Source organism: Bifidobacterium sp. W8112 (assembly GCF_016101425.1).
Classification (GTDB): Bacteria; Actinomycetota; Actinomycetes; order Actinomycetales; family Bifidobacteriaceae; genus Bombiscardovia; species Bombiscardovia apousia.
The window spans coordinates 444,594-468,851 of sequence record NZ_JACFQN010000002.1; the positions used below are offsets into that span (position 1 = coordinate 444,594).

The 24,258-nt window shown below is 63.9% G+C and carries 21 protein-coding genes; 2 read left to right on the plus strand and 19 right to left on the minus strand.

Annotation, left to right across the window (positions count from 1 at the left end):
• Window position 1: 1 nt before the first annotated feature.
• The 19 genes from H3T92_RS06020 to H3T92_RS06110 form a co-directional block, all read right to left on the minus strand.
• The gene (locus tag H3T92_RS06020; protein ID WP_144085387.1) at window positions 2-1,366 is read right to left on the minus strand and encodes a PFL family protein; all 1,365 of its coding nucleotides are present in this window, start codon (window positions 1,364-1,366) and stop codon (window positions 2-4) included.
• Window positions 1,367-1,376: 10 nt separating this feature from the next.
• Window positions 1,377-1,649, minus strand: coding sequence for an ACT domain-containing protein (locus tag H3T92_RS06025; RefSeq protein ID WP_144085386.1), 273 nt, complete (start codon window positions 1,647-1,649; stop codon window positions 1,377-1,379).
• A gap of 114 nt (window positions 1,650-1,763) precedes the next feature.
• Window positions 1,764-3,026, minus strand: coding sequence for a galactokinase (gene galK, locus H3T92_RS06030; RefSeq protein ID WP_144085385.1), 1,263 nt, complete (start codon window positions 3,024-3,026; stop codon window positions 1,764-1,766).
• Window positions 3,023-4,306 carry a galactose-1-phosphate uridylyltransferase gene (gene galT / locus H3T92_RS06035; protein WP_144085384.1) on the minus strand — a complete coding sequence of 428 codons (1,284 nt, stop codon included), beginning with the start codon at window positions 4,304-4,306 and terminating at the stop codon, window positions 3,023-3,025. The genes galK and galT overlap by 4 nt, the downstream gene beginning before the upstream one ends.
• 82 nt (window positions 4,307-4,388) lie before the next feature.
• Entirely contained in the window at window positions 4,389-5,246 is an 858-nt protein-coding gene (locus H3T92_RS06040; RefSeq protein ID WP_260804409.1) for a DeoR/GlpR family DNA-binding transcription regulator, read from the minus strand.
• A 219-nt stretch (window positions 5,247-5,465) separates the two neighbouring features.
• Window positions 5,466-6,209: a polyprenol monophosphomannose synthase gene (locus tag H3T92_RS06045; protein WP_144085382.1), complete on the minus strand. Its 744-nt coding sequence runs from the start codon at window positions 6,207-6,209 to the stop codon at window positions 5,466-5,468.
• Window positions 6,210-6,217: 8 nt separating this feature from the next.
• Window positions 6,218-7,588 carry an NADH:flavin oxidoreductase/NADH oxidase gene (locus H3T92_RS06050; RefSeq protein ID WP_144085555.1) on the minus strand — a complete coding sequence of 457 codons (1,371 nt, stop codon included), beginning with the start codon at window positions 7,586-7,588 and terminating at the stop codon, window positions 6,218-6,220.
• Window positions 7,589-7,724: 136 nt separating this feature from the next.
• Window positions 7,725-9,986, minus strand: coding sequence for a transglycosylase domain-containing protein (locus tag H3T92_RS06055; protein ID WP_144085381.1), 2,262 nt, complete (start codon window positions 9,984-9,986; stop codon window positions 7,725-7,727).
• Between the two features lie 41 nt (window positions 9,987-10,027).
• On the minus strand, window positions 10,028-10,747 hold the full coding sequence (locus tag H3T92_RS06060) for a Crp/Fnr family transcriptional regulator (protein WP_024627458.1): 720 nt from the start codon (window positions 10,745-10,747) through the stop codon (window positions 10,028-10,030).
• A 124-nt stretch (window positions 10,748-10,871) separates the two neighbouring features.
• The gene (locus tag H3T92_RS06065; protein ID WP_144085380.1) at window positions 10,872-12,098 is read right to left on the minus strand and encodes a lipoate--protein ligase family protein; all 1,227 of its coding nucleotides are present in this window, start codon (window positions 12,096-12,098) and stop codon (window positions 10,872-10,874) included.
• The gene (locus H3T92_RS08385; protein WP_415873697.1) at window positions 12,080-13,054 is read right to left on the minus strand and encodes an NINE protein; all 975 of its coding nucleotides are present in this window, start codon (window positions 13,052-13,054) and stop codon (window positions 12,080-12,082) included. The genes H3T92_RS06065 and H3T92_RS08385 overlap by 19 nt, the downstream gene beginning before the upstream one ends.
• Before the next feature lie 30 nt (window positions 13,055-13,084).
• Window positions 13,085-14,128: a 3-isopropylmalate dehydrogenase gene (locus H3T92_RS06075; RefSeq protein WP_144085379.1), complete on the minus strand. Its 1,044-nt coding sequence runs from the start codon at window positions 14,126-14,128 to the stop codon at window positions 13,085-13,087.
• Between the two features lie 66 nt (window positions 14,129-14,194).
• Complete coding sequence (locus H3T92_RS06080; protein ID WP_198189592.1) at window positions 14,195-16,618, minus strand: S9 family peptidase; 2,424 nt, start codon at window positions 16,616-16,618, stop codon at window positions 14,195-14,197.
• A 7-nt stretch (window positions 16,619-16,625) separates the two neighbouring features.
• The gene (locus H3T92_RS06085; RefSeq protein WP_198189593.1) at window positions 16,626-17,816 is read right to left on the minus strand and encodes an App1 family protein; all 1,191 of its coding nucleotides are present in this window, start codon (window positions 17,814-17,816) and stop codon (window positions 16,626-16,628) included.
• A 10-nt stretch (window positions 17,817-17,826) separates the two neighbouring features.
• Window positions 17,827-18,240: a glycine cleavage system protein GcvH gene (gene gcvH, locus H3T92_RS06090; RefSeq protein ID WP_024627451.1), complete on the minus strand. Its 414-nt coding sequence runs from the start codon at window positions 18,238-18,240 to the stop codon at window positions 17,827-17,829.
• A gap of 39 nt (window positions 18,241-18,279) precedes the next feature.
• Window positions 18,280-19,884, minus strand: coding sequence for a L,D-transpeptidase family protein (locus H3T92_RS06095; protein ID WP_198189594.1), 1,605 nt, complete (start codon window positions 19,882-19,884; stop codon window positions 18,280-18,282).
• 81 nt (window positions 19,885-19,965) lie between these two features.
• Window positions 19,966-21,003, minus strand: a complete 1,038-nt coding sequence (gene nudC / locus H3T92_RS06100) for an NAD(+) diphosphatase (protein WP_144085375.1) — start codon at window positions 21,001-21,003, stop codon at window positions 19,966-19,968.
• Entirely contained in the window at window positions 21,000-21,857 is an 858-nt protein-coding gene (locus H3T92_RS06105; RefSeq protein WP_144085374.1) for an alpha/beta fold hydrolase, read from the minus strand. The genes nudC and H3T92_RS06105 overlap by 4 nt, the downstream gene beginning before the upstream one ends.
• A 23-nt stretch (window positions 21,858-21,880) precedes the next feature.
• Window positions 21,881-22,510, minus strand: a complete 630-nt coding sequence (locus H3T92_RS06110) for an NUDIX hydrolase family protein (RefSeq protein ID WP_144085373.1) — start codon at window positions 22,508-22,510, stop codon at window positions 21,881-21,883.
• Window positions 22,511-22,681: 171 nt separating this feature from the next.
• Here H3T92_RS06110 and trxA point away from each other — a divergent pair, with 171 nt between their 5' ends.
• Both trxA and H3T92_RS06120 read left to right on the plus strand, forming a co-directional pair.
• On the plus strand, window positions 22,682-23,026 hold the full coding sequence (trxA, locus tag H3T92_RS06115) for a thioredoxin (protein WP_144085372.1): 345 nt from the start codon (window positions 22,682-22,684) through the stop codon (window positions 23,024-23,026).
• Between the two features lie 149 nt (window positions 23,027-23,175).
• On the plus strand, window positions 23,176-24,183 hold the full coding sequence (locus H3T92_RS06120; RefSeq protein ID WP_144085371.1) for a G5 domain-containing protein: 1,008 nt from the start codon (window positions 23,176-23,178) through the stop codon (window positions 24,181-24,183).
• Window positions 24,184-24,258: the final 75 nt, after the last annotated feature.

Here is a 24,258-nt window from a genome sequence, read left to right on the forward strand (position 1 = left end):
CTCAGTTCTTGAAGCTGTGAATGGGCGCTGGGATGTGTCCGCCTCGATTGACGAAGTCCGCGCAGGAACGGGTATTGACGGGCACGACCGGCCCGCCGCCCATGAGCCCGCCGAACTCGGCCCACTCGCCCACCTGCTTGCCGATGACAGGAATGACCCTGACTGCAGTGGTCTTCTGATTGATCATGCCGATGGCCGCTTCGTCGGCGATCAGGCCGGAGATGGACTCGGCAGAGGTGTCGCCGGGGATGGGGATCATGTCCAACCCCACCGAGCAGACGCAGGTCATGGCCTCAAGCTTCTCCAGGGTCAGGCTCCCCTCTTGTGCAGCCTGAATCATGGCGGCGTCCTCCGACACGGGAATGAAGGCCCCGGACAGCCCGCCCACCGAGCTGGAAGCCATGATGCCGCCCTTCTTGACCTGATCGTTGAGGATGGCCAGGGCCGCAGTGGTCCCGGGGGCGCCCACCTGCTCCAGGCCCATGGTCTGCAGGACCTCCCCCACTGAGTCTCCGACAGCTGGGGTGGGCGCCAGGGACAGGTCGATGATGCCGAAGGGCACCTCCAGGCGACGGCTGGCCTCCTGGGCCACCAGCTGCCCCACGCGGGTGATCTTGAAGGCCGTACGTTTGATAGTCTCACAGAGCTGCCCGAAGTCTGCTCCCTTGGCTGATTCCAGGGCGGTCTTGACCACGCCGGGTCCGGAGACCCCCACGTTGATGACGGCCGACCCCTGGCTGACCCCATGGAAACCACCGGCCATGAAGGGGTTGTCGTCCGGAGCATTGCAGAAGACCACCAGCTTGGTGCAGCCAGAGCTGTCCGAGTCGGCGGTGCTCTCAGCAGTGGCCTTGACGACCCGCCCCATGAGGGCGACGGCATCCATATCGATGCCCGTTCTGGTGGAGCCCACGTTGACGCTGGCGCAGACGCGTTCCGTCTGGCTCAGCGCCCTGGGCAGGGACTTGATCAGCAGCCGCTCAGCCGGGGTCATGCCCTTGCCTACCAGGGCCGAGTAGCCGCCGATCAGGTTGACCCCGACCTCCTGGGCCGAACGATCCAGGGCCTTGGCCACGGCTACATAGTCTTCCACCGTGTGGCAGGCGCCGGCGGCCACCAGAGAGATAGGAGTGACGGTGATGCGTTTGTTGACGATGGGAATGCCGTACTCACGGGCGATGGCATCGCCTGTGGACACCAGATCGCCGGCCAGGGAGACGATCTTGCGATGGATGTTCCGACAGAGCATGTCCACATCACCGCTCACACAATCCAGCAGGCTGATGCCCATAGTGATGGTGCGCACGTCCAGGCGCTCCCGGTCGATCATGTCGTTGGTCTCGAGGACCTCGTCGCGTGTGATCATGGCCGCCTCCTCAGACCCGGTGCATCCTGGTGAAGATCTCCTCGCGCTGGCAACGGATGGAGACCCCGATCTCTTCTCCCAAAGAATCCATCCGCTGGCTCAGCGCGTCGAAATCATCCTTACAGGCGGTGCAGTCCACGATCATCATCATGGTGAAGAAGCCATCCAGAATGGTCTGCGAAATATCCAGCACATTGATCCCCTGCTGGGAGAGGTCTGTACAGACCTTGCCGATGATGCCGATGGCATCCTTGCCCACCACTGTGATGATCGCCTTGTCCATGACCGTCCTCCTCATCCACCTCGCCCTTGACTGGACCCCTGAAAACCGGGACCCCGCTCCCCCAGCTTAGAGGAGCGCCGGGAGAAGCGGGGTCGTAAGAGTCTGCAGTCCGATTCAGGATTCGCGCGCGGCCGCCGAGGAGGGCAGGGCGATCAGGGCTCTGGGGGACTTGAATCCCTTGGAGACGAATCGTTCGGCTATCTCACGGGCAAGATCGGAGCCCTTGCCGGCATCAGCCAGGGCGATGATGGATCCGCCGAACCCGCCGCCGGTCATGCGAGCCCCATAGGCCCCGCCCTGACGTGCCGCATCCACGGCCTCATCCAGCTCCGGGCAGGTGACCTCGTAGTCGTCCCTCAGGGAGTCATGGGAGGCGTTGAACAGGCGACCAGCCAGGACGTAATCGCCCCTGCCGAAGGCCTCGATAAAGCGGTCCACCCGTCCTATCTCGCTGATGACGTGGCGTACCCGCCGACGCATGGTCTCATCCGGCAGCTGCTCCAGCAGGGCAGCCAGGGCAGATGGGGGATCAGCGGCACCATTGACCTGGTCTGCCGCCTGGCGCAGGTTGGCTACTCTCAACAGGTGTGCAGCCTGCTCGCAGGTGGCCCGTCGCTGATCGTATTGGCCGTCGTTGAGCTGGTGCTGGGCCCTGGTGTCGACCACCAGCAGCTCTAGCCCCGCAGCCTCCAAATCGAAGGGGACCTGGCGCACATTGCTCATGGCATCCAGTTCTGGCCGGCAGTCCAGCCGCAGGGCGCAGCCTGATCGACAGCGCATGGAGGCGCTCTGATCCATGCCGCCGGTGGAAGCGCCAGCCATGTCGTTCTCAGCAGTGATGGCGGCCTGGATCAGCCTGACCCGGCCAGCCTCGTCGCCTCCCAACCCCAAGGCGAACAGGTCATCCAGGGCCAGGGCCACGGCACAGGTCATGGCCGCCGAGGAGCTCAACCCGGACCCCACGGGCACACAGGAGGCCAGCGCCAGGTCAAAGCCTTGGACCTGAGGGAAGCCATCCCGCTGCAGGGCCCAGGCCACGCCGACCGGATAAGCCGCCCATCCGCTCACCCCTCGAGCCTGAAGCCCATCCAGATCAGCCTGGACCGGATGCTCGGGATCCATGGTGGAGACCAGGCGAACCCGGCTGTCCGTCCTGGGGCTGGCGGCCACATAGGTACGAGTGGGCAGGGCGATGGGCAGGCAGAGTCCAGCGTTGTAATCCGTGTGCTCGCCAATCAGGTTGACCCGGCCAGGCGCGCTCCAGACGCCCTGAGGATCCTCCCCATAGACCTTTTGGAAGAGCTCCCGGGCCTTGGTAGCGCCTTGGCCGTCGGCGCCCTGGGTCCAGGCCTGCATGAATTCCACTGTCGTCGTCATTGATTCTCTCCATTCTCCAGATCCAGGGGTCCCAGCTGGCGGAAACGGTCGGCGATCCGCTCGGGGGTGGTGTCCGACACCCAGGCAGCCATGCCTGACTCGGATCCGGCAAGATACTTGATTTTGTCCACGGCTCGACGGAAGGAGAAGAACTGCAGGTTGAGCCGGTAGTCCTCCCGCCGCGGATCGTGCAGCGGTGCCTGGTGCCAGGCGGCGATGTAGGGCAGATCCATCCCCCTGCCGTCGCCCTTGTCGAAGAAGGCGTTGCCCCGCTTGAGCAGGGTGGAATACATGACGGCCAGGTCCCAGCGCTCCTGGTCGTTGAGCTGATCCAGGCTCAGGATCCCGTCACGGATGGGGGCCACGTGGACCTCCAGGGGCCAGCGGGCGGCGGCAGGCACATAGGCCACCCAGGTGGCGTTGCGGAAGACCACCCGCCGTCCGGAGTCCAGCTCGGCCTTGAGGATGTCCGCCAGGAGGTTGCCGCCGGTGCGCTCCCGGTAGTCGGCGCACTGCCTCAACTCCTGCTCCAGCCGGGGGGCTATGAAGGGGTAGCAGTAGATCTGTCCGTGAGGGTGGGCCAGGGAGACGCCGATCTCCTGGCCGTGGTTCTCGAAGGGGAAAATCTGTTCGATGCCCTCCATGGTCGAGATCTCAGCAGTCCGGAAGGCCCAGGCCTCCACCACCGTCCGCAGACGGGAAACCGGCAGATCGGCAGGCAACGCGTGCTCGTCAGGGTCGAAGCAGACCACCTCGCAGCGCCCGTTGGCCTCGCGCACCGGCCAGAGGGGGTTACCGTCCACCAGGGAGGGCTGGTCGGCCGCCTGGGTATTGGGCACCTGCATCATGGAGGGGAAACGGTTCTCGAAGACCGCCACGTTGTAGTCCACATCGGGGATCTCCCCGTCCTGGTAGGGGTCCCCGGGCTTTCTGGCTGCCAGAGGGTTGCCCTTGGCGGTGGCCTGCGGTCCGGCGGTGATGGGCCGGTTCATCCGGGCCGTGGCCATGGGAATCCAGTCGCCGGTCAGAGGGTCCCGGCGCATCTGCGGCGGCTGGAAGGGCACCGTCCTGCCCTCCTGATCCTGATGGGGGGCGAACCGGTCGGTCAGCGGACGGGGATCGTCCAGACGCCTGGTCCTGCGGCCGGAGACGTACTCAGGATCGTCGTCCAGGTAGAAGAACCGGCGCCCGTCGGCCAGCCTGGTGGGGGTGATGCGGATGTGCTCCCTGGCGTAGTCGCCAGGAACATACCGCTGAGGGACATACTGCTCTGACTTCATGCTGCTCCTTCATCGTCCGTGATGATTGACAATCCATGGCAACCAGCTATGGCAACCCGCACACCCCTGTGTGACCTACCTCTCATTGAACCTGGTCCCCAGACCCGTCTGAGGCTCCGTCCTGAGCCTGGCCTTCCTCGGGGTTGACCGGCACCAACACCAGCCGCTTGACCAGGGAGCGGGTGGCCTCGGCCGACTCCTGGTCCAGCTGGTCGTCGGTGATGACGGTGTCCACCTGGTCGAAGGAGGCGAACAGGGACAGGGAGGTGCAGCTCCACTTGGTATGGTCAGTCAGGATGATGGTCCGGTCGGCGATGTCCATGAGCGCCATGTCGGTGGCCGCCTCCAGGGAGTTGGGCATCAGGAAGCCGCGTGGGATGGAGACCGAGTGGGTCCCCAGAAAAACCGTGTTGACCCGCAGGGAGGCGATGACCTTATCCGCAATGGGGCCTACCAGGGAGTTGGATCGGGTGATGACGCCGCCGGTGACGATGACTTCGACGTCCTTGCTCTCCATGGCCTGAACCAGCTCGGCCACAGGGATGGAATTGGTCAGCAGGGTCACGCCGGCGCACTGACGGCTCTCCAGGAGGTGCTGGGCGAAGACATAGGCCGTGGTTCCGCCGCCGATGGCGATGACGTCGCCCGGGGAGACATAGTCGATGGCATGACGGGCGATGGTGTCCTTGAGGCCCATGTCCATCTGCGACTTGACCGAGAAGAGCGGCTCAGCCAGCAGCGAGCTGGTGGTGACGGCCCCTCCGTGGACCCTCTTGAGCAGGCCCTTGTCCGCCAGGTCGGCAATGTCCCGACGGATGGTCATGGCGGAAACGCCCAACTCCTTGGAGAGGGCGGTGATACGGACTGCGCCACGAGTACGCAACCGGTTCAATATCAGGTGTTGGCGTTGTGACGATATCATTCGAACATTATCGCACACATTCGCCCAAATTGGCAAGCCGGCCATGGGACTGCGGTCGCCGTCCAAAAGCAGGGGCGAACAATCGATGTTTCTTCGATACCCCGACCATTCTTCCATACGCCAGAGGCCTGCCGCGGCTATTGCGGCAATCGGTCAGCCATGGCACATTCTGTCTCCAAGTCGCCCACAAGGGCCTGCGGGGTCGCCCGAGAAAGCGAACACGATGGCGATGCAATGTCAGTTTCGATGGGTCAACCGTTCAAGTCCCCATAGGGTCACCTGGACCATGGCCTCCAGAACGATCCCGACATCCATCTTCGAGCTGCCGCGAACCCGCTCCACGAAGACTATAGGCACTTCGACGACGCTCAGACCCATGGCCTGGACCCGACGCAGCATATCCACCTGGAAGACGTAGCCGCTGGAGCGGACCCTTCGCATGTCGATCCGCCTGAGCACATCCGCTCGATAGACCCGCAGGCCGGCGGTCATGTCCCGCACGGAGGATCCCAGGGCGGTGCGGGCATACCAGGATCCCACACGCGAGATCAGGTCCCGATACCAGGGCCAATGTTGGGTGCAGCCTCCGCGCACCCGGCGCGAGCCGATGACCAGATCCGGATGCGCCTTGCCTCGGGCCACCGCCAGCATCCTGGCCAGATCCTGGGGCCGATGGGAACCATCCATGTCCATCTCGCAGATCAGGCCATAGCCATGCCCCAAAGCCCAGCGGAAACCCTGCACGTAGGCAGGGCCCAACCCGCGGCGGTCCTGCCGATGGATGACGTGCACGCGAGGGTCGCGCTTGGCCATGTCCTCGGCCTTGGCACCGGTGCCGTCCGGCGAGTTGTCGTCGACGACCAGGACATCGACTTCCGGGCAGCAGGCCAAGAGCTGCGGAAGGATCACCCCGATATTGTCGGCCTCCTGATAGGTGGGCATGACCACAATGGTCCCTGCTCTGCCACCAACAGCGTCCATGGCCGCTCTCAGCGTGCGACGCCGTAGGCCCCGCGCCGGTAAGGCTCAGGGTAGGGGGCCTGCTGAGCGGACAGCCCCAGTTTGTAGGCGGCCCTGAGCGGCCAGTAGGGGTCGCGCAGACTGGCTCGACCGATCTCGACCGCATCGGCCAGACCCTTGCGTACGATCCGGTCAGCCTGCCTGGGCTTGGTGATCAGCCCCACGGCTGTGGTGGGAATCAGCACTTGGCTGCGCACCTGGTAGGAGAAGGGCACCTGGTAGTTGGGAGCGGCTGGGATATTCACGCCTGGCACCAGACCCCCGGTGGAAACGTCAATCAGGTCCACCCCGTGCAGCTTGAGCACCTTGGCGGTGCGGATGGTCTCGTCCAGGCCCCATCCGCCAGTGGCCCAGTCGGTGGCGGACATGCGCACCAGCAGGGGCATGCCCGAGGGAATGACCTCGCGCACGGCATCGGTCACCTGGATCAGCAGGCGCATTCTGCCGGACAGGTCACCCCCGTACTCGTCGCTGCGGCGGTTGATCAGTGGATCCAGGAATTGGGAGAGCAGGTAGCCGTGGGCGGCATGCAGCTCCACGCCCAGGAAGCCGGCTTGAACGGCTCGCACGGCAGCGGAACGGAAGTCGGCCACAATGGAGGCTATCTGCGCCCGCGAGAGCTGGACCGGGACCGCCATCCTCCCGAAGGCGATGGGGCTGGGGCCCACAGGTTGCCAGCCTCCTTCGGCCACGGGCACGGTGGCGTTGATATAGCCCATGGAGGAGCACCCGGAGGAGCCCTTGCGCCCCGAATGGTTGAGCTGGACGATAGGGACGGCTCCAGCGGCCTTGACATCCCGGACGATGCCCTGCCAGGCCCTGGTCTGCTCGTCATCCCACAGCCCCACGTCGCAGGGAGAGATCCGCCCCTGGGGGTTTACGGCCGTGGCCTCCCCGATGACGACTCCGAAGCCGCCCAGGGCCCTGGACACATAGTGCTGATAGTGGAAGTTGGTAGGAACCCCGTCATGCCGCAGGGACGAATAAGTGTCCATGGGCGGCATCCAGATCCTGTTGCGGATGTGCTGGTCGCGCAGTTCCATGGGCTGGAAGAGCGCAGGCAGGGCCTTCTCCCGTCTTCTTCCCGATTTTGGTTTCCTGGCCTTGTTGACGCTTTTCGCCTTCTTGGCCTTCTTGTCCTTTTTGGACGATTTGATCCCCTTGGCAGCCTTGCCAGTCTTCTTCTTGCCGTCGGCGGCATCCGACTCAAAGGACCAGATCGGTTTGGACACATCCAACCTGCCAGAGCCGCTCACCGGCCCCGGCATGGCCTGATCCTCATGAACCCGGCCGTCGGCCCGAGGGGCCTTGTCATCCAGCTCTGAATATTCCTGGACCATCTGTTCCTGCCTCTCCCGGCGGACGGCCGTACCCCTCGTGGTCCCGCCCGTCGACGAATCCCTGATGGTCTCCATTGTAGGCACAGCCTCGCTCGGATCCCAGCCGAGGCCCGACAAGCAGTCATCCAGCCAGGTACTAGTCGGCCGCGGGCACTGTTTGAGCCTCTTCCGAGGTCAACTCCCCGATCTCCGGCTCCTGCGCTTCTACGCCACGGGTCACCTGACGCTGCTGCATCGGAGCCGGCTGCTGAGGCTGGACCCCGCCTGTGAAGCGTGCATCGGGATTGCCATAGGAGTTGTCCGGTTGAATGTTGGCAGCGGCCAGGTAGGTGTTCATGAACTCCTTCCATGCCGGGGTGGCGATGTACATGCCGTACCAGGTACCCATGGACCGTCCGTTGATGACCTTGCCATTGAAGGAGACCTGGCCCTCGGCATTGCCCACAGTGACGAAGGAGGCCACCTGGGGCACGAATCCGCCGGTCAGCATGTACTTGTCCTCATGGGTGCCCGTCTTGGCGAAGGTCTTGCGACCCCCGTCCAGCTGGGTCACGGCCGCCTCACCTCCGGGCTGGACCACGCCCTGGTTGAGGGCATAGGCGGTGGTCTCGGCGATGCCCGGGTCGATGGCCTGATGGCAGTTGGCCTTGGGCACCTTGATGGACCGTTTATTCTTATCGATCACCTTGGTCATGGCGATAGGGCTGCAGGCCACGCCCTTGGCGGCGATGGTGGCGTAGACGTTGGCCATGGTCAGCGGTGAGGCCTGGACCGATCCGATGGTCATGGGCGGCTGGAAGCTGTTGTCTGAGTGGATGTCCATCTGGTCCTTGGGCGAATTGTGGTAGCCCATGTCCTTGGCTGTATCCGCTATGGTGCACAGGCCAATCTGCTGGGCCATGGAGGCCTGGGTGGTATTGTGCGAGCGAATCAGGCCCTGCAGGGGGCTCTCCGGTGAAGTGGTGCCGCCGCCCGAGTTCTCAACGTGCCAGCTGCCCGTGCCGAATCCATAGGAGGTACCGTCAGCCGTCTTGCAGGCGAAGGCGGTCTGCGGATAGCTGGTAGAGGTGCGCAGGGGCTGATTGATGGACTTGCCGGCCTTCATCCAGGCCACCAGGTTGATGGGTTTCCAGGTGGAGCCCACGGGGAAACCCCAGCCGCCGCCGTCCTGCTGGTCCACTGCATAGTTGATGGCCGTGCGGGTGCCGCCGCCGGAGTTCTGGGTGGCGTCGTAAATGCGGTTGATGCCGAAGCCCAAAACCTCGCCGGTGCCCGGGCGAATGGCCGCCATCGTGACCTCGAAGCCGGTCGGATCATCCACTGGGATGGTGTCCCGAGCCGCCTTCATGGCTGCGGCGTTGGCATTGACGTCCATGGTGGTGTAGATGTCCAGGCCGCCCTCCTTGAGGAGTTTGTTGCGATCCTCTTGGCTCTTGCCGAACTCCTTGGAGTTGAGGATCTGCTTGGTCACGTAGTCACAGAAGAAGGCCGCGTCCCCGGCCGCCTGGCAGCCGGCGTCCGCAGACTGCACATGCAGCATCTGATCCAGCGGCTTGGCCTTGTTCTCTTCATACTGGCGCTGGCTGATGTAGTTCTCCTGCCTCATCAGATCCAGGACGATGTTCCGCTGCTCCTGAGCGGCCTTGATATTGACGGTGGGGTCGAAGCGTGCGGGATTCTTGGTCACGGCGGCGATGGTGGCCGACTCGCCCGGATCCAGCTCCTTGGCCGACTTGCTGAAGTAGCGCCTGGCAGCCGACTCAACCCCGTAGACGTTGGTTCCGAACTGGGCGATATTCAAGTACCCTTGAAGAATCTCGGCCTTGGAGTACTTCTTCTCCATCTGCACCGCGATCAGCATCTCCCGCATCTTGCGGGCTATGGTCTCCTCCTGGGCGTGGTACTCGGCGATGGGGTCGTTGTTTTCCTCGGCCTGGTTCATGAGCACGTTCTTGACGTACTGCTGGGTCAGGGAGGAACCGCCCTGGGTGTCGCCCTGCTTGATGTAGGTCTGGATGAAGGCCCTGAGCACGCCCTGGGTATCCACGCCTGCATGCTCGAAGAAACGACGGTCCTCACGGGCCACCACGGCCTTCTGCATGTAGTCGGAGACGTCCTTGATGGGCACCACGATCCGGTTTTGCGCATAGAAGGTGGCGATGACGGTATGCCCGTCGGAGGCGTAGAGGCGGGACTGCTGGGGCAGATCGTTGACGTTGAAGTCGATGTTCTCCGTCTTCAGGGCGGGCATCAGATTCCTGGAGACGGCGTTGATGCCGAAGACTGCGGGGAACAGGAAACCAGAGACGACCACGCCACCTGCGACGCAGAAGATGAGGTAAGCCAGCAGCAGCGTGAAGAAGCGCCTGACCGACATGGATTTCTTTTGTTCGGGCATGGTCTCTATCCTAGGCCGTCGGCTCTACCGGGCAGCGGCGTTCACATGCGTGAGCGTCGAATCAGAGGTCCGGGCTGGAAAATGATGATGGTGCGGCCCTTGCGAGAGATCCATCCCCGGTTGGAGAAGTCCATCAGGGCCTTGTTGACGGTCTCCCGTGAGGCACCGACCAGCTGGGCCAGCTCCTCCTGGGTCAGATCGTAAGGGACCATCAGCCCCTGCTCGAAGGGTTCGCCGAAGCGTGTGGCCAGATCCAGCAGGGTCTTGGCCAGACGGGCCGGCACGTCCAGGAAGACCAGGTCGGAGATGCGCTCGTTGTCGGTCCGCAGGCGGTGGGCCAGCACCTGAAGCATGTCCACAGCCACCTTGGGATGCTGGTTGAGCCAGTCGAAGAGGGCATCGTGATCCAAGGCAGCCACCTTGGTCTTGTTGACCATGACCACAGCCGAGGCGGTACGCGGCCCGCCGGAGGGGTCAAAGACGGGAATCTCGCCCAGGATCTCCCCGCGCCCATGGATGCTGAGCAGCTGGATGCGGCGGTCGGGCGACTGGCGGACCAGCTTGACCCTGCCCTCCTCCAGCAGATACATCCGATGGTCGGTGTCCCCCTGCCGGAAGACCGTGGACCCCTTGGCATAAGTGGACTCGTGCATGGTGTCCAAAAGCTGGTCGGCGTCCTGCCTGGGCACCTGTTTGAATAGGGCGGTCTGCCTGAGGGCGTTCCCGTCATCGGGAATCTCGTTGGGCTTGTGAACCGCCATACTCCGCACTCCTTTTCGCCATGTCTGGCGGGTCTGCACCGACTCACGCATGGTTGATGACCTCGCGCCGGGTTCGACGCGACTGAGCACGATTATACCCACACACATCAACCCCCCTTGCCGGTCAGGCGATCTGGGCGGTCCACTCCCCACGGCCGTAGCGCTGCCGGGCCAGAGTGCGGGCCCGTTGCTCAATCTCGGGCGGAGGACTTGATATGCGTAGATCCGACACCAGGGAGGGCAGGGTGTCCAGAAGGGCATCGATCAGGGATCGACGGGACAGACTGGTCTGCCTGTCGATGGGATCCACCCGGCTTCTGACCGAGGCCACGGCCTTGTCGTGGAATTTCGCCGGATCCACATTAAGCACCTGGGCCATCAGATCAGGATCCACTGAGTAGGAAAGCGTGGTGTGGTGGAGCAGTCCGCCCGGTCCGCGGGAACCTGCCGGCAGCCTGCGCTGGGCGGCGCCCCCCATCTTGCCCCGCGGGGAGGCGATGTCATTCATGCCCTGCCATCCGGCCTGAATCCCCTGCATGCGCAGACCGCGAACCAGCCAGTAGTCGCAGATCCGGTAGGAGTCGATCAGATCGGTCCCCTTGACGAAGTCCAGGGGCAGATAGAGCGAATAGGTGATGGCCCGGTCGGGCTGAATGACCATGGTGCCACCGCCGGTGCATCGGCGAACCAGGGTAAAGCCCAGACTGCGCGCCCGATCCGCGTGGACCTCCTGGCTCAGGGACTGGAAGCGCCCCAGGATCACTGCCGGCGCCGACCAATTCCAAATGCGCAGGGTGGGCAGCAGCCGGCCTTGGGCTACGGCATCATTGAGAGCCTGATCCATGGCCATCTGCATGACGGGCTCCCGTGGGCGGTCCCTGATCAGATTCAGCTTCAGGCCGGACCAACGGCGGCGGCATTCGACCTCGTCCAGCTGCGACTGTTGAAAAGACGTCTGTTCGGGCTCCTCGCGCCCATGGCTGACCAGGCCATCCGGCAGGGCGCGCTCCAGTGCGGTCACCAGGGTCCATGGGGACACGCCGACTACTCGTTGACCATCCCCCTCTGCCATGACCTTGTCCAGCCTCTTCAGCGCCAGACCAGGATCCAAGGGCAGCGGGATACCACAAATTGCGGATTCCAGCCGGGATACCGGCCTATGATCCTCCTCGTATTCACGGGAGGCTGCCGGGGCCGGCTCCGTAAAGAAGTCGCCGTCAATCCTGCAGGAAGCAATGACTGGACGGGAGTCTGGCCCCTGGCCCAAGGTCAGGGTTACGGCCGCAAGTTTACCGCCCATCTGCTTGCCGACGCCGCGCAGAAGGGCCGGATTCAATCCGTCAACTCCCACCCGCGAGCGTCACGATGCCAGAAGGAGCCGGTTGAGGATGACAGAATCAGGATACCTTCGATCAGCCCCCAGATTATGGCGATGGTCGGCCCAATGAAGAAGAAGAGGAACCCTATCAGGGTGAGCATGAGCTGAGCCACACCCCGGCCGGTTCTGCCCAGGTAGAAGTTGCCCACGCCGAAGCAGCCCAGAAAGATGCTGAGCAGTCCGGCTGCCAACTTGCTGTGCGGAGTGGGTGATATCGGATAGGGACTCCTGCCGCTGGGCATAGCCCCGGGATACCCGCCCTGGGGCATGCCCGGGTAGGGCCAAGGCATAGGAGCCTGCGGCGGATACTGCCCGCCAGGATACTGATTGCCTGGATACTGGCCTGTTGGGTATCGATTGCCCGGGTACCCACTCGGTGGGTACTGGCCAGATGGGTACTGGCCGGGATAGCCCGGTCCCGGTTGATAGGGACTTGGAGGATTCTGGCCCCCAGGATACTGGCCACCGGAATACTGCCCAGCAGGATACTGCTGACCGGTCGGATACTGCTGACCAGCTGGATACCCGGCCGTCGGATACTGACTGGGCCGATAGGGCCCTGCCTGATACGCCCCAGGATATTGTTCGCCCTCCTGAGGGGCAAACGGGTATCTGGCATTGCCCCTCTGCCCTGTCGGATACCCATCATGGGGATACTGACTGGCGGGAAACTGCCCGGTCTGATAGGGGCTCTGGTTCCCCCCGCCGACATCATGGCCAGCTGGATAGCCCGAATCCTGCTGCTGCCCGTCGGCTGCATCTGGACCTGACTGGCCCGGCTGGGCTGCGCTGGCAGCGGCATCTTCCCCGGCAGGTTCCTGATGCTCGGGCGGAACCTGCGGGAACGGGGAGGGACCGAAGCCGGGATTCCCTGTCGGCATATCGCTGGACTGCCGGTCGTCCGGCTGGGGGACATCATCCATAGTCATGCCCTCCAGTCTAGCCGCCATCCGGCCCGATCACAGACGGCTTAGGATATCCCTGCCGATCTGCTCCGTGCTCCGCTGGGTGGAGCCGGAGCGTTCGATGTCGTCCTCCACGGCCCGTTCGATGCTGGCCGCCTCATCCTCGAAGCTCAGATGATCCAGGAGCATCCCGGCCGAGAGGATGGCCGCCGTGGGGTTGGCGATCCCCTTGCCGGCGATGTCGGGGGCGGACCCGTGGATGGGCTCGAACATGGATGGGTAGGTGCCCGAGGCGTTGATGCAGCCGGAGGCCGAGTAGCCCACGCCTCCCACCACAGCCCCCGCTTCGTCCGTGAGGATGTCGCCGAAGAGATTGTCGGTCACGATCACGTCGAAGCGGCTGGGCTCGGTCACCAGGAATATGGTGGAGGCGTCGATGTGCAGGTACTCGCGCTCCACATCGGGATACTCCTGGCCCACCTGGTCGACCAGCCGCTGCCACATGTCTCCCGCGTTGGTCAGCACGTTCTTCTTATGGACCAAGGTCAGGCGACGGCGACGCTTCATGGCCAGCTGGAAGGCGTAGCGGATGACCCGTTCCGCCCCGTAGGCCGTGTTGATGGAGACCTCGGTGGCCACCTCCTGGGGGGTGCCCCGGCGAATGGAGCCTCCGGCCCCGGCATAAAGCCCCTCGGTGCCCTCCCGCACGACCACGAAGTCGATGTCACCCGGATTGGCCAGGGGCGACACCACGCCCTTGTAGAGCTTGGATGGACGAAGGTTGACATACTGGTCCAGCTCGAAACGCATTTTGAGCAGCAGTCCCCGCTCCAGAATGCCGGCCTTGATCCGGGGGTCGCCGATGGCCCCCAGGAGGATGGCATCCTGCTGCTTGAGCCGGTCCAGATCCTCGTCGGGCAGAACGGCTCCATCACGCAGGTAGCGCTCAGCGCCCAGGTCGAAGTCCTCATAGCGGATATCAGCCTTGCCTCGGGTCACCTTCTCCAAAACAGCCTGAGCCTGGGGAACGATCTCCTTGCCGATGCCGTCACCGGCAATGACCGCAATGTGATATGTTTTCTGCTTGCTATTTGTCATACCCCGAGCATAACGAGCCTGCCAGGGCCCTTTCCCGACCCCGACCGAATCCCGGACAGGCCAGGTTCAGCAGCTTTGAGGGACCATGATGGACAGACACCAGGCGTTCTCGAAGGCCAGCTCCTCCCACTGCCGGTAACGTCCGCTGATGCCTCCGTGGCCTGCCTGGACCTCGATCCTGATCAGCGCATCGGCCCCCACCTGCGGCTCCTGCAGCCTGGCCACCCACTTGAGCGGCTCCACATAGAGCACCCGGGTGTCGTTCATAGATGTGGTCACCAGGATGGCAGGGAAGTGGTCGCTGCCGAAGAGCCGGCGCCTGCTATCAGCGTCAGGCACGTTCTCGTAGGGCGAGTAGGAGCGCATATACCGGTAGACCTGCTGATCATGCAGGGGGTCTCCCCATTCGTCCCATTCGGTCACGGTCAGCGGCAGGTCCGGGTCCAGGATGCTGGTCAGCGCATCCACGAAGGGCACATCCGCCTCGATGCCGGCATAGAGCTGAGGGGCCATGTTGGCCACGGCCCCCATCAACAGCCCGCCGGCCGACCCGCCGTTGGCCACCGTATGACGTGGATCCGCCCAACCCTGGGCCTGCAGGGCGGCAGTCACGTCGATGAAGTCCAGGAAGGTGTTGACCTTGTGCAGCCGCCGGCCCTGCTCGTACCAGGCGCGGCCCATCTCCCCGCCGCCGCGCACATGGGGAACAGCGTAGAGCACGCCTCGGTCCAGCAGGCTGAGCCTACCGGTGGAGAAGCCCGGATCCTGGCTGATCTCGTAGGCTCCATACCCGGTGATGAACATGGGTGCGGACCTGCCAGGATCATGGTCCGGCCAAGGGCGGCGTTCAGGGTTTCCGGGAGCCTGGATGACCGTATCGTCGGGCCCAGTCCTCCCGCAGGCATCCAGCTCCGGATGCATGCCCCGCCGCCAGACCAGAGACACCGGCACCAAAGCCCCATCCCTCACACGTACCAGAACCCGACGCTCGGCGTAGTGCTCGGGCCGGAAGTCGCCCAGCACCCGGGCCCGCTTGAGCAACCGGTCCACGCCCCGGACCGGGTCCAGCTCGCGCAGCTCGGCCGGGGTCCCATAGCTGCCCCGGATGTAGCGCAGCCCGGGGGCCTGGTAGGAGGGGTTGTCCGTGGGGCCGATGCTGTAGAGACGGTCAATGCCGTCCCTGGCCTGGCCGGGCAGGACCTCATGGAAGCGCCAGGGCCGACCAGCCCGCAGATCTTCAAGTGCCTGATCCTTGGCGATGACAGCCATATGAGGCAGGCTGTCGGCCCGGTAGGTCAGAACCACAAAGCTGCGGTGGATGCCCAGCCCCTCGATTCCCAGCCCGCGAGCGCCTTGAAGAATGGCGGGATTGCCCGGGTCATGGTAGGGCTTCTCGGGCGGCAGGGAGGCCAGGTCTCCGGAGCGCTCGCAGCCATAGGGGCTGCCTTGTGCCAGCCGCACCCCTTCTCCCAGTCGAAATGGCGGACGGTGGCTGCGCAGATCGATCAGATCCACCTCGAAGTTGGGGTTGTTTACATTGTGGTAGACCACAGCCACCGGCAGGTCCTCCCCTGCCGGACCGGCATCTTCGAATCTGGCCAGGCTGATGTCGTACTCGACCCCCTCCTTGCGGGGGATCAAGAGCACAAACTCGCCCTGCGGATCCTTCAGGTCCAGCATGAGCACCTCGCTGGTGGTCTTGGACCCGGTGGCAATCAGCATGGCGGATTCGTCGTAGCTGAGGCCCAGCCCCACCCAGAAACGCTCGTCGCCCTCCTGGTAGACCAGGACATCCTGGTCGGCCGAAGTGCCCACCTCATGCCGCCAGACCGTGTCCGGACGCCAGGCCTTGTCCAGGCCGGTGTAGAAGACCCATCGGCCGTCGGGGGTCAGCACTGCCCCGGAGGAGACCTGGTCGATCCGATCAGGCAGGTCTCGACCTTGGGAAAGATCCCGGATGCGCAGGTCGTATCGTTCGTTGCCCCTGGTGTCCAGTCCGTAGAGCATCCATCGACCGTCGGCGCTCAGATCCAGGCAACCTAAGGAGAAAAAGTCGTAGCCCTCCGCCTCGGCGTTGGCGTCGAAGATGACCTCCTCGCCCGGCATGGACCCGGGCGCCGATGAAGCCTGAACCGTTGGAGGATCCCAGTCATTCTGGCCGCGCACCGGCAGACGGCACTGCACCCCGTACTCCTGGCCCTTGAGCGTCCGTGAGAAGTACCAGTAGCCGTGCATCCGGGTTGGCACAGACATGTCGGTCTGCTGCACCCGGTCGGTGAACTCCTTGAGCAAGGTAGCCCGCAGGCCCTTCTGGCCGGCCAGCCGTTCCTGGCAGTAGCTGTTCTGGTCGCGCACATAGGCCTGGGTGGCAGGATCCTCCCGGTTGCGCATCCACTCATAGGGATCTTCGAAGTGGTCCCCATGGAAGCACCGATCAGCGGGACGGCGTTGTGCATGAGGAGGCGCGGGATTGACGGCCGAAAAACTCATGGGGCGATTATATTCTGGCGCGACGACGCAGATAGGGCAGCAGGGTTCGCATCAGGTTGGCGCCCGTGGTCCCGTAGAAGACCGGCACCTGCGTCACCGGCATCGGCTGGGTGGCCGTGCGCTTGAACAAGGATCCCAACCCGGTCTCCTGGGGGCTCAGCTGGCGGATGCCGATGGCCAGGACCCGGTCCGGATATTGGCGCACCACCTGGGCGAAGGTGGCGGGGTCGCTCTGCCCGTCATCGCCCATGAGCACGAAGCGCATCCGAGGGAAGTCGGCCATGAGCTGGTGGATGAACTCCATCTTGTGCTGCACGATGGAGGGCACGAAGGTCTTGGGCCTGGGATCCAGATCCCGCAGCAGCAGGGGGCCGGCCGGAAAGCCGTGGTCGCGAATGAAGCCGCGTATGGACCCTTCCACATTCCAGGGCGAGGCCGACAGGTAGAAAAAGGGCATCCGGGGATCCAGGTCGCGGATGCGGTTGTAGAGCACGGCCATGCCCGGCACCGAGGACCTGCGGTGCGGATTTGACAGGAGCAGGTTCCAAGCAGCCTTCCAATGATTGGGCACCTGGCTGATCATGATGGTGTCGTCCACGTCGGATATGACGCCAACCGGCGTTTGGCCGGGCACGATGTACAGCGGCGCGTCCACAGGCCTGCGGCCCCGCACCTGGTAGGAGACCCGGTGCACGCCTGGGGTCAGCCGATGCTCGGCCACCAGATCAAGGTAGCCCGATCGGTCGGAGAAGACCGCATCCGCGCTCAGGCTGCGGCTGGGATCGACGGCATCGTAGACCGAGGAATCGCCCACCTGGACCCTCCCGATGGCGGTGCTGTCGATGGCCAGCCTGACCCTGGTCCGGGGCGCGGGTACGGTCAGCAGACCGCGAATGCCTCGGATGGCCGGATCCTCGCGTCTGCGGCCGTCGGTCAGAATAGTGCGACAGATCAGCCGGGAGTATGACTCAGTGCCATAACCCACATAGGGTTGGACGTCGGCCGACCAGCCCATGCGACCGGTCATATTGATGGATAGCCCCACCCAGAGGTCGAAGGCGCCCGTTACCAGATGCCTCAGCAGACGCACCGGAGCAGGTCTGCTCTGGATGTCCTCCCCGGGCGTAGCTGAATCGAAGGTGGTGCTGACCGATCGAACCCGCAGGGGCCCTCCGTCACGGCCGGATCGCCTGGTCATATCCGAACCGTCAGTTCAGGCTCTTCAGCAGCTGACCGTACTCCTCGGCGCTCATCAGATCGGGCTCGTCATCCTCCAGGTCGATCTTGGCTATCCAGCCCTCCCCATAAGGGTCGGAATTGATGACCTCCGGATCGTCCGAGGCCGCCCTGTTGACGTAGGCGATGGTGCCCGCCACTGGGCAAACCACCGGCTCCACCGCCTTGGAGGACTCAAGCTCGATGACCTCGTCGCCAGCATCGACGTGGGTGCCGGTCTCGGGCAGATCCAAAAATACCAGGTCTCCCAACTGGTCCGCCGCATATTCGGTCACGCCCATGGGCGCAGGAGACTGACTGGGGTCGATCCAGACGTGATCCTGGGAATACCGCAGGTGGTCGGGCACGTCCAAACGGGAGGTTCCATCACTGTGTTCATCGCTCATGGTTCCAGCCTACTCGACCGTCTGCCGCGACAGGTGCATCTACCGGGCCGGACCCGGCGGAACCTGCCCCTCCACCTTGACCATGGTCCCGGCCGGGGCGTTGTCGTAGATCCACTTGGCATCCTGCTCGTACATATTGATGCAGCCGTGGGATCCGTAGTGGGTGGGGTCGCCCTTGGCGATGCCCCCGTAGTTCCAGTCGGCCGTATGGAAGCCCTCGCTGCCGTTGTAGTAGGAGACCCATCTGACATTGGGCGAGACGTAGCCGGGGCCGCGCATGGTCTGGACTGTGTAACGCACGTTGATGAAGAAGGTGCCGGTATCTGACTGGTCCCCATCGTAGGGCTTACCCGAGCAGATGGGGAAGGTCTTGACCTCGGTGGTGCCATGGTAGGCGGTGGCGGTCTGATCGCTCAGGTTGACCCGGATCCAGGTGTCGCCGTCAGGCACATCGTAGCGGGCCACACGTGTCTGCTCCTTATGCGGGGTGACCTCGGCACGCGCCTGAACCGGGTTCGCGTCACCCTGGACCAAGGCTTTGACGACCAGATCAGCTGTGGCGGGTACATCCGAAACCCGGACCCCGTCCACACCCTTGGTGGTCTCTGCTACCACTTCACCCTTGGTGTTCTTGACGTTGACGGCGGTGACCATATCCCGATCCAGATGCCGGGCCAGCTCCTGGTCCAGATACTGCTGGATGGCCTGCCGATCGAAGCCCAGCTCCATGGTCCCCTTGCCGAGGTCTGTCACCGGCTTGACCCAGGTGGCCACGGTGGCGGCCGGAACAGTCATGACATCGTCATCGGTCCCCTTGATGACCAGGTCCTTGGCCAGCCGTTGATTGGCTTGAGAAGCCACCTGATTGGCCGTATCCAGGCTGATGGGCATGCCCACGTCCTTGTAGACCAACCCTACGGCCAGCCGCCTGCCGGGCTTGTCTATCAGGGAGGAGACGGCATTTTGCACACGGCCCAGCTCGGGCCCCTTGCCGCCACGCCCCTCCTGGGCCCTGAAAGCGTGGGCGCCGGAATCAAAGACGATGGTAGAGGGGACGGAACGGTCCTGGCGGTCGATGAAGTGCTCGGTCAGATACTTATTCATGGCCAGTTGGTCCCGCTCGGCCACCAGGGGTACAGCTTCGCTATGGAAGGGGTTGAGCCGGGAGAGGCCTGCAGAGCCCTTGGCAGTCATGACCCGTGTGACCGTGGCATCCTGATCCACGCTCACACCCAAGTCCTTTAGCCCGGCCCGGGCGGAGGCCCCTTCGCCTTTGAGCTCCACCTGGGAGTCACGCACCTGTTGATCGACGATCTGACGGACCTGGTCGCTGGTCCGGCCCATCATCATCTTTCCGCCCAAGGTGACGCCGGGGGCCACCCGATCACGGAAGAAGGCACGAGCACCGAGCCAGCACCCTACCAGAAGCAACACAGCCAGAAGCAGCAGGGCCAGGATGGTACGCCCCCGATGACGGCCCGACGAGGCCTCGTGGGCAGGACCTGCGCCCAGTGCCCGATTTGCTTGCTGATCAGCGGACAGGTCCACAGGGTCGGGCCCGTCGCCGGTCGTCGGCGGCATGGTCACAGTTTCGGCCTGGTCGACGTCCGAGATACGAGGCTCTTCTTGCCCCTCCATGGCCATAGCACACCTTTCGCTGCATACAGTTCCCTGCAATATCTTACGACAGGACCGGGTCCGAAAGCACGGGACTTGCCAAACGGGTCAGAGCTCGCTGCCGTACCACTGTGCAATCATGTACCTGGCTACGCTGGCTGCCTGGGGTATGCGCAACCGGTCTGAGGCCAGGGCCGCGCCGAATTCCTCCCGCGTGAACCAGTTGGCGTCATCGGTCTCCTGACCATCCACCCGGATATCCGTATTCAAGGATCTGGCTCTGAAGGCCACCATCAGGGAGGATGGGAAGGGCCAGGGCTGAGAGCCCAGGTACCGCATCTCCCCCAGGTTCAGGCCCACCTCCTCCAGGGTCTCCCGCCGGACTGCATGCTCCAGATTTTCCCCCGCCTCGACGAATCCGGCAGTGACTGAACGAAAATCTGGAGCCCACTGCCGATTGTGCTGGAGCAGAAGCCGATCGCGGCTGTCCACCACAGCCATGATCACCGCGGGTTCGATGCGGGGAAAGAGCGTGTGCCTGTCTCCTGATGCACGCCCCTGGCAGATCTGAGCCCATCCGGCCTGGCAAGGATGGACCGGAGCGCCGCAGCGTGGGCAGAAGACCTGGCGTCCATGCCACACGGACAGAGCGACTGCGCAGGTTGCCAGGCCCACCTGCCGCGGACGGCCATGAGGGGCGTACTCGCGCAGGGCGAGCCAATCGAAGCGCTGGTCCGCGGCCTGGGCCAGGTCACGAAGAGGGTCCTGGACAGCCCGACCAGCGCAGGCAAGATCCAGATCCAGAGCCAGCCAGGCCTGACGGTCGGCCGTCCCCAGGTAGTAGCAGGGCGGCTCAAACTGGCCCGTCGAGCCTGCCAGAGGACCCCGCAAGTAGGCAGCGGGCAGGGTGGCCAGACGGATGCTGGCCCCGGTGCGACCAGCCAAGGCCCCCTTGCCCCTAGGCACGGCCACCTTCTCGCCCCGCACCAGGATGACCCCAGTGCCCTCCTGGTCCAGCAGGCGGTCAAGCAGCCCAGGCTGTTGCCGCGATGCCGTGTCATAGTCCACGTCCCCCTGAACCAGGGGCAGGAAGGGCAAGGGCCCGGTAAGGGCCAGCGGGGAAAAGACCGTTTCAGGATCGCTCATGCCTGCCTCCTTACACGATCAACCAGGTCCAGCAGGGCAGCGGCCACCTGATCTGGATGCTCGACGGCGCTGAAGTGGCCACAGTCATCGATGGCGGTGAAAGTCACGTCGGTTCCAGCCTGGCGCATGGCCTGAGCCAGAGGCTCCATGGCGTGTGGAGGGCTGGAGGGATCGCAGCGGCCGCTGACCAGGGCCACGGGCACTCTGATGCTGCCGGCCAGGCCGCTCTGATCCGGGCGGCCTGCAGCCATCCGTTCCCGCCAGGCGATGCCCCGGGGGTCCTGGGACTGTATCCATTCGGTCATGGTCTGCACGAAGGCGGGCGAGCGCTTAACCGTGGAATCGCCCTCCTGGGGCCTGGCGAAGTGCATGACCGGATCCAGCGTCCCCTCCACCTCGCAGGTTCTGGCGATCTGCAGGCGGTTGGCCCTGGAGGCCGGACGGTCAGCCATCATGGTGGTGTCGCACAGGGCCAGCCCGGCCACCGTCTGCGGATAAAGCCTGGCCACGGCCTCGACCAGGTAGCCTCCCATGGAAAGTCCGACCCAGATGGCCTTCTGCGTCCCCGTAGCGGCGATCATGTCTACAAAGGCCTGAGCCATGGCATCCAGGGCGCCAGGCAGGGCGCCATCAGAGTCAGCCGGACCAGAGGACGCCGGCTCAGGCAGGGGGCAATTGCCTGCCCCGGGCATATCCGGAGCATAGACAGGGAAGGGTGCCATGCCTGCACGGTCCGCTTGGGCGATCAGCGAGGCCGCACAGCGATCCCACATGCGGTGGTCCACAGGAAAAGCATGGACCAACACCAGCGGCAAGCCCTCCCCATGGCGATATACGGTATTGGCGATGGCCATGCTCGCCTCCAAGGATTCGCGGCTCACAGCGCACCGGCCCAGGTCAGGGCGCTCATCAGCACCTTGCCGTGCCCACCGGGCATCTGGCTAATGAAGGACTCCAGCATGTCACCCTTGGGATCGATCCACTCCACATCCAGGGTCTCATCCTGGGGCTTGCAGTCCCCGGCCACCGGCACCAGATAGCACAGAGCAATGGCATGCTGGCGCGGATCGTAGTACTCCGAGACCCCTGGCGTGGGGAAGAACTCAGCCACGGTGAAGGGCTGGGGGCTGGCAGGCAGTACAGGCAGGGCCAGCTGGCCCAGATCCTTGGCGATATTTCTGGCCAGAGCCTCCCTGATGGTCTCATGGTAGAGGATCCGCCCGGTGATCAGGGTGCGCTCGATGTTGCCCTGATCATCCATGCGCAGAAGGGTGCCCACCTGGGTGACGGCGCTCATCTCATCCACGCGAACCGGCACTACCTCCACGTAGGGCATGGGCAGACAGCGCCGCGCACGCTCGATGGCGTCTCGATCCAGCCATCCAGGGGGATTCGAACCCGAAAAGCCTCGGTTGAAGTCCTCCGGGGTGATGTGGGAGAAGGCACCACGGTCGCGATCGGCATCGAAGTCGTCATCATCGGGAATCTCGTCGTTCAGCACTGGCATGGTTCCATTATCCGTACCAGGCTTGACTGCCCACGGGACCCCGCCGGACATCTCCACCCAGAGCATATTCGGGCGCTTTCTCCAGCCTTGATGGAATGCTGATGATTGAAAGCGGTTGCTAAGCACGGGAGCTTCCCGCGCGACAGTCAAACTACTTTAAGGAGCGTTATCATGGCCACCACGACTATTACCTCGGAAAACTTCGAGCAGACCATCAAGGACAACGATCTGGTGCTGATTGACTTCTGGGCCACCTGGTGCGGACCCTGCAAGGCCTTCGGCCCCATCTTCGAGAAGGCTTCGCAGGCCAACACCGACATCGTCTTCGGCAAGGTAGACATCGACCAGAACCAGGATCTGGCCGCGGCCGCCGACATCCAGGCGGTGCCCACCCTGATGATCACCAAGCAGGGGCAGATCATCTTCAAGCAGGCCGGCGCGCTCAGGTCTTCGGATCTGGATGACCTGATCGACCAGGCACGCAAGGCCGATTTGTCAACCCCGGCACAGGTCTGAGTCAGTCGAGTTGGTTCCACAACAGGTTTGCACTAAAGTAGAGCCGTGTGTGTCCAGTGACCCTTTCGGCACTGCCGGAAGCGTGCGGTCGATAGGAACTGACCAGTCGACTGATCACTGAGGATCTGTCGGTCCAACAGAGGAGAGTAATGGCGAACCACCGTAGAGGACGGATGAGTGCGGTCAAGGCTCTGACCAAGCGTCAGTGGCTGCGGCTAGCCGCCGGCGTTACCGTTCTCGGCATGGTTATTGGCGCAGGCTTCGTCTCGCGCGACTTCTATACATCCACTGAGAGCTCGGCCAAGTCAGGCGTAACTTCCTATTCCGCTACCCAGAATCTGGGCACAGTGTCCCGTGGGAGCACCAGACAGGCTATCCGCAATGGTGCGGGCGGTGCCAATTCCGATACCTCCTACGTGAATGTGCAGATCAACGGGAAGAACAAGGTGGTGCTGGGCAACGGCTTCACCAATGTCAAATCGGTCCTGGAGGCCGGAGACATCACCCTGCAGCCGGGCGACCAAATTACTCCCTCGCTGACCAGCCGGGTCAGCGAGAAGACCGTCATCCGCATCGACCGGGCCAACGCGCAGGTCAAGACGGATGAATCGCCCATCCCCTTCAACACCATCGAGGAGAAGACCGACTCCCTGCCTGCAGGCACCACCAAGGTCAAGACCGAGGGACAGAACGGCGTCATGGAGACCACCAGCCTGGTCACCGCAGCCGGCAACAAGCACCTGACCAGCAACATCTTCGCATCCTTCGTCAAGACCGTCCCCGTGGACAAGGTGATCCTGGTGGGCACTGGCGGCGGCACCCCTGCGCAGTCCGGCTCGACCACCACCACGACCCCTGTAGGCGAAGCCCAGAGCATCGCCCATGATCTGGTCACCTCCCGCGGCTGGGGCGAGGACCAATTCACCTGCCTGGTGCAGCTGTGGAACAAGGAGTCCGGCTGGCGGACCAACGCAGCCAACCCCTCAGGCGCCTATGGCATTCCCCAGGCATTGCCCGGCAGCAAGATGGCCTCGGCTGGCCCCAACTGGCAGACCGATGCCCACACCCAGATCGTCTGGGGACTGGGCTACATCCAGGGCCGTTACGGGAATCCCTGTGGCGCGTGGGCCCAATCCCAGTCATCCAACTGGTACTGATCCCTTTTCATAAAACTCAATCAGGAACTTCCGGCAGGCTTCTTCAGTTTGCTGGAAGTTCTTTTTTGCCTAAGA

Bases quoted from the DNA above. Each gene is read 5' to 3' on its own strand.
- H3T92_RS06120 (WP_144085371.1), top strand. From the start codon at position 23,176: ATGGCGAACCACCGTAGAGGACGGATGAGTGCGGTCAAGGCTCTGACC.
- H3T92_RS06055 (WP_144085381.1), bottom strand. From the start codon at position 9,986: ATGCCCGAACAAAAGAAATCCATGTCGGTCAGGCGCTTCTTCACGCTG.
- gcvH (WP_024627451.1), bottom strand. From the start codon at position 18,240: ATGAGCGATGAACACAGTGATGGAACCTCCCGTTTGGACGTGCCCGAC.
- galT (WP_144085384.1), bottom strand. From the start codon at position 4,306: ATGAAGTCAGAGCAGTATGTCCCTCAGCGGTATGTTCCTGGCGACTAC.
- H3T92_RS06045 (WP_144085382.1), bottom strand. From the start codon at position 6,209: ATGGACGCTGTTGGTGGCAGAGCAGGGACCATTGTGGTCATGCCCACC.
- H3T92_RS06110 (WP_144085373.1), bottom strand. From the start codon at position 22,510: ATGCCAGTGCTGAACGACGAGATTCCCGATGATGACGACTTCGATGCC.
- H3T92_RS06095 (WP_198189594.1), bottom strand. From the start codon at position 19,884: ATGGCCATGGAGGGGCAAGAAGAGCCTCGTATCTCGGACGTCGACCAG.
- H3T92_RS08385 (WP_415873697.1), bottom strand. From the start codon at position 13,054: ATGACTATGGATGATGTCCCCCAGCCGGACGACCGGCAGTCCAGCGAT.
- H3T92_RS06050 (WP_144085555.1), bottom strand. From the start codon at position 7,588: ATGGTCCAGGAATATTCAGAGCTGGATGACAAGGCCCCTCGGGCCGAC.
- nudC (WP_144085375.1), bottom strand. From the start codon at position 21,003: ATGAGCGATCCTGAAACGGTCTTTTCCCCGCTGGCCCTTACCGGGCCC.
- H3T92_RS06060 (WP_024627458.1), bottom strand. From the start codon at position 10,747: ATGGCGGTTCACAAGCCCAACGAGATTCCCGATGACGGGAACGCCCTC.
- H3T92_RS06025 (WP_144085386.1), bottom strand. From the start codon at position 1,649: ATGGACAAGGCGATCATCACAGTGGTGGGCAAGGATGCCATCGGCATC.
- H3T92_RS06075 (WP_144085379.1), bottom strand. From the start codon at position 14,128: ATGACAAATAGCAAGCAGAAAACATATCACATTGCGGTCATTGCCGGT.
- H3T92_RS06105 (WP_144085374.1), bottom strand. From the start codon at position 21,857: ATGGCCATCGCCAATACCGTATATCGCCATGGGGAGGGCTTGCCGCTG.
- trxA (WP_144085372.1), top strand. From the start codon at position 22,682: ATGGCCACCACGACTATTACCTCGGAAAACTTCGAGCAGACCATCAAG.
- H3T92_RS06020 (WP_144085387.1), bottom strand. From the start codon at position 1,366: ATGATCACACGCGACGAGGTCCTCGAGACCAACGACATGATCGACCGG.
- H3T92_RS06080 (WP_198189592.1), bottom strand. From the start codon at position 16,618: ATGAGTTTTTCGGCCGTCAATCCCGCGCCTCCTCATGCACAACGCCGT.
- galK (WP_144085385.1), bottom strand. From the start codon at position 3,026: ATGACGACGACAGTGGAATTCATGCAGGCCTGGACCCAGGGCGCCGAC.
- H3T92_RS06085 (WP_198189593.1), bottom strand. From the start codon at position 17,816: ATGACCAGGCGATCCGGCCGTGACGGAGGGCCCCTGCGGGTTCGATCG.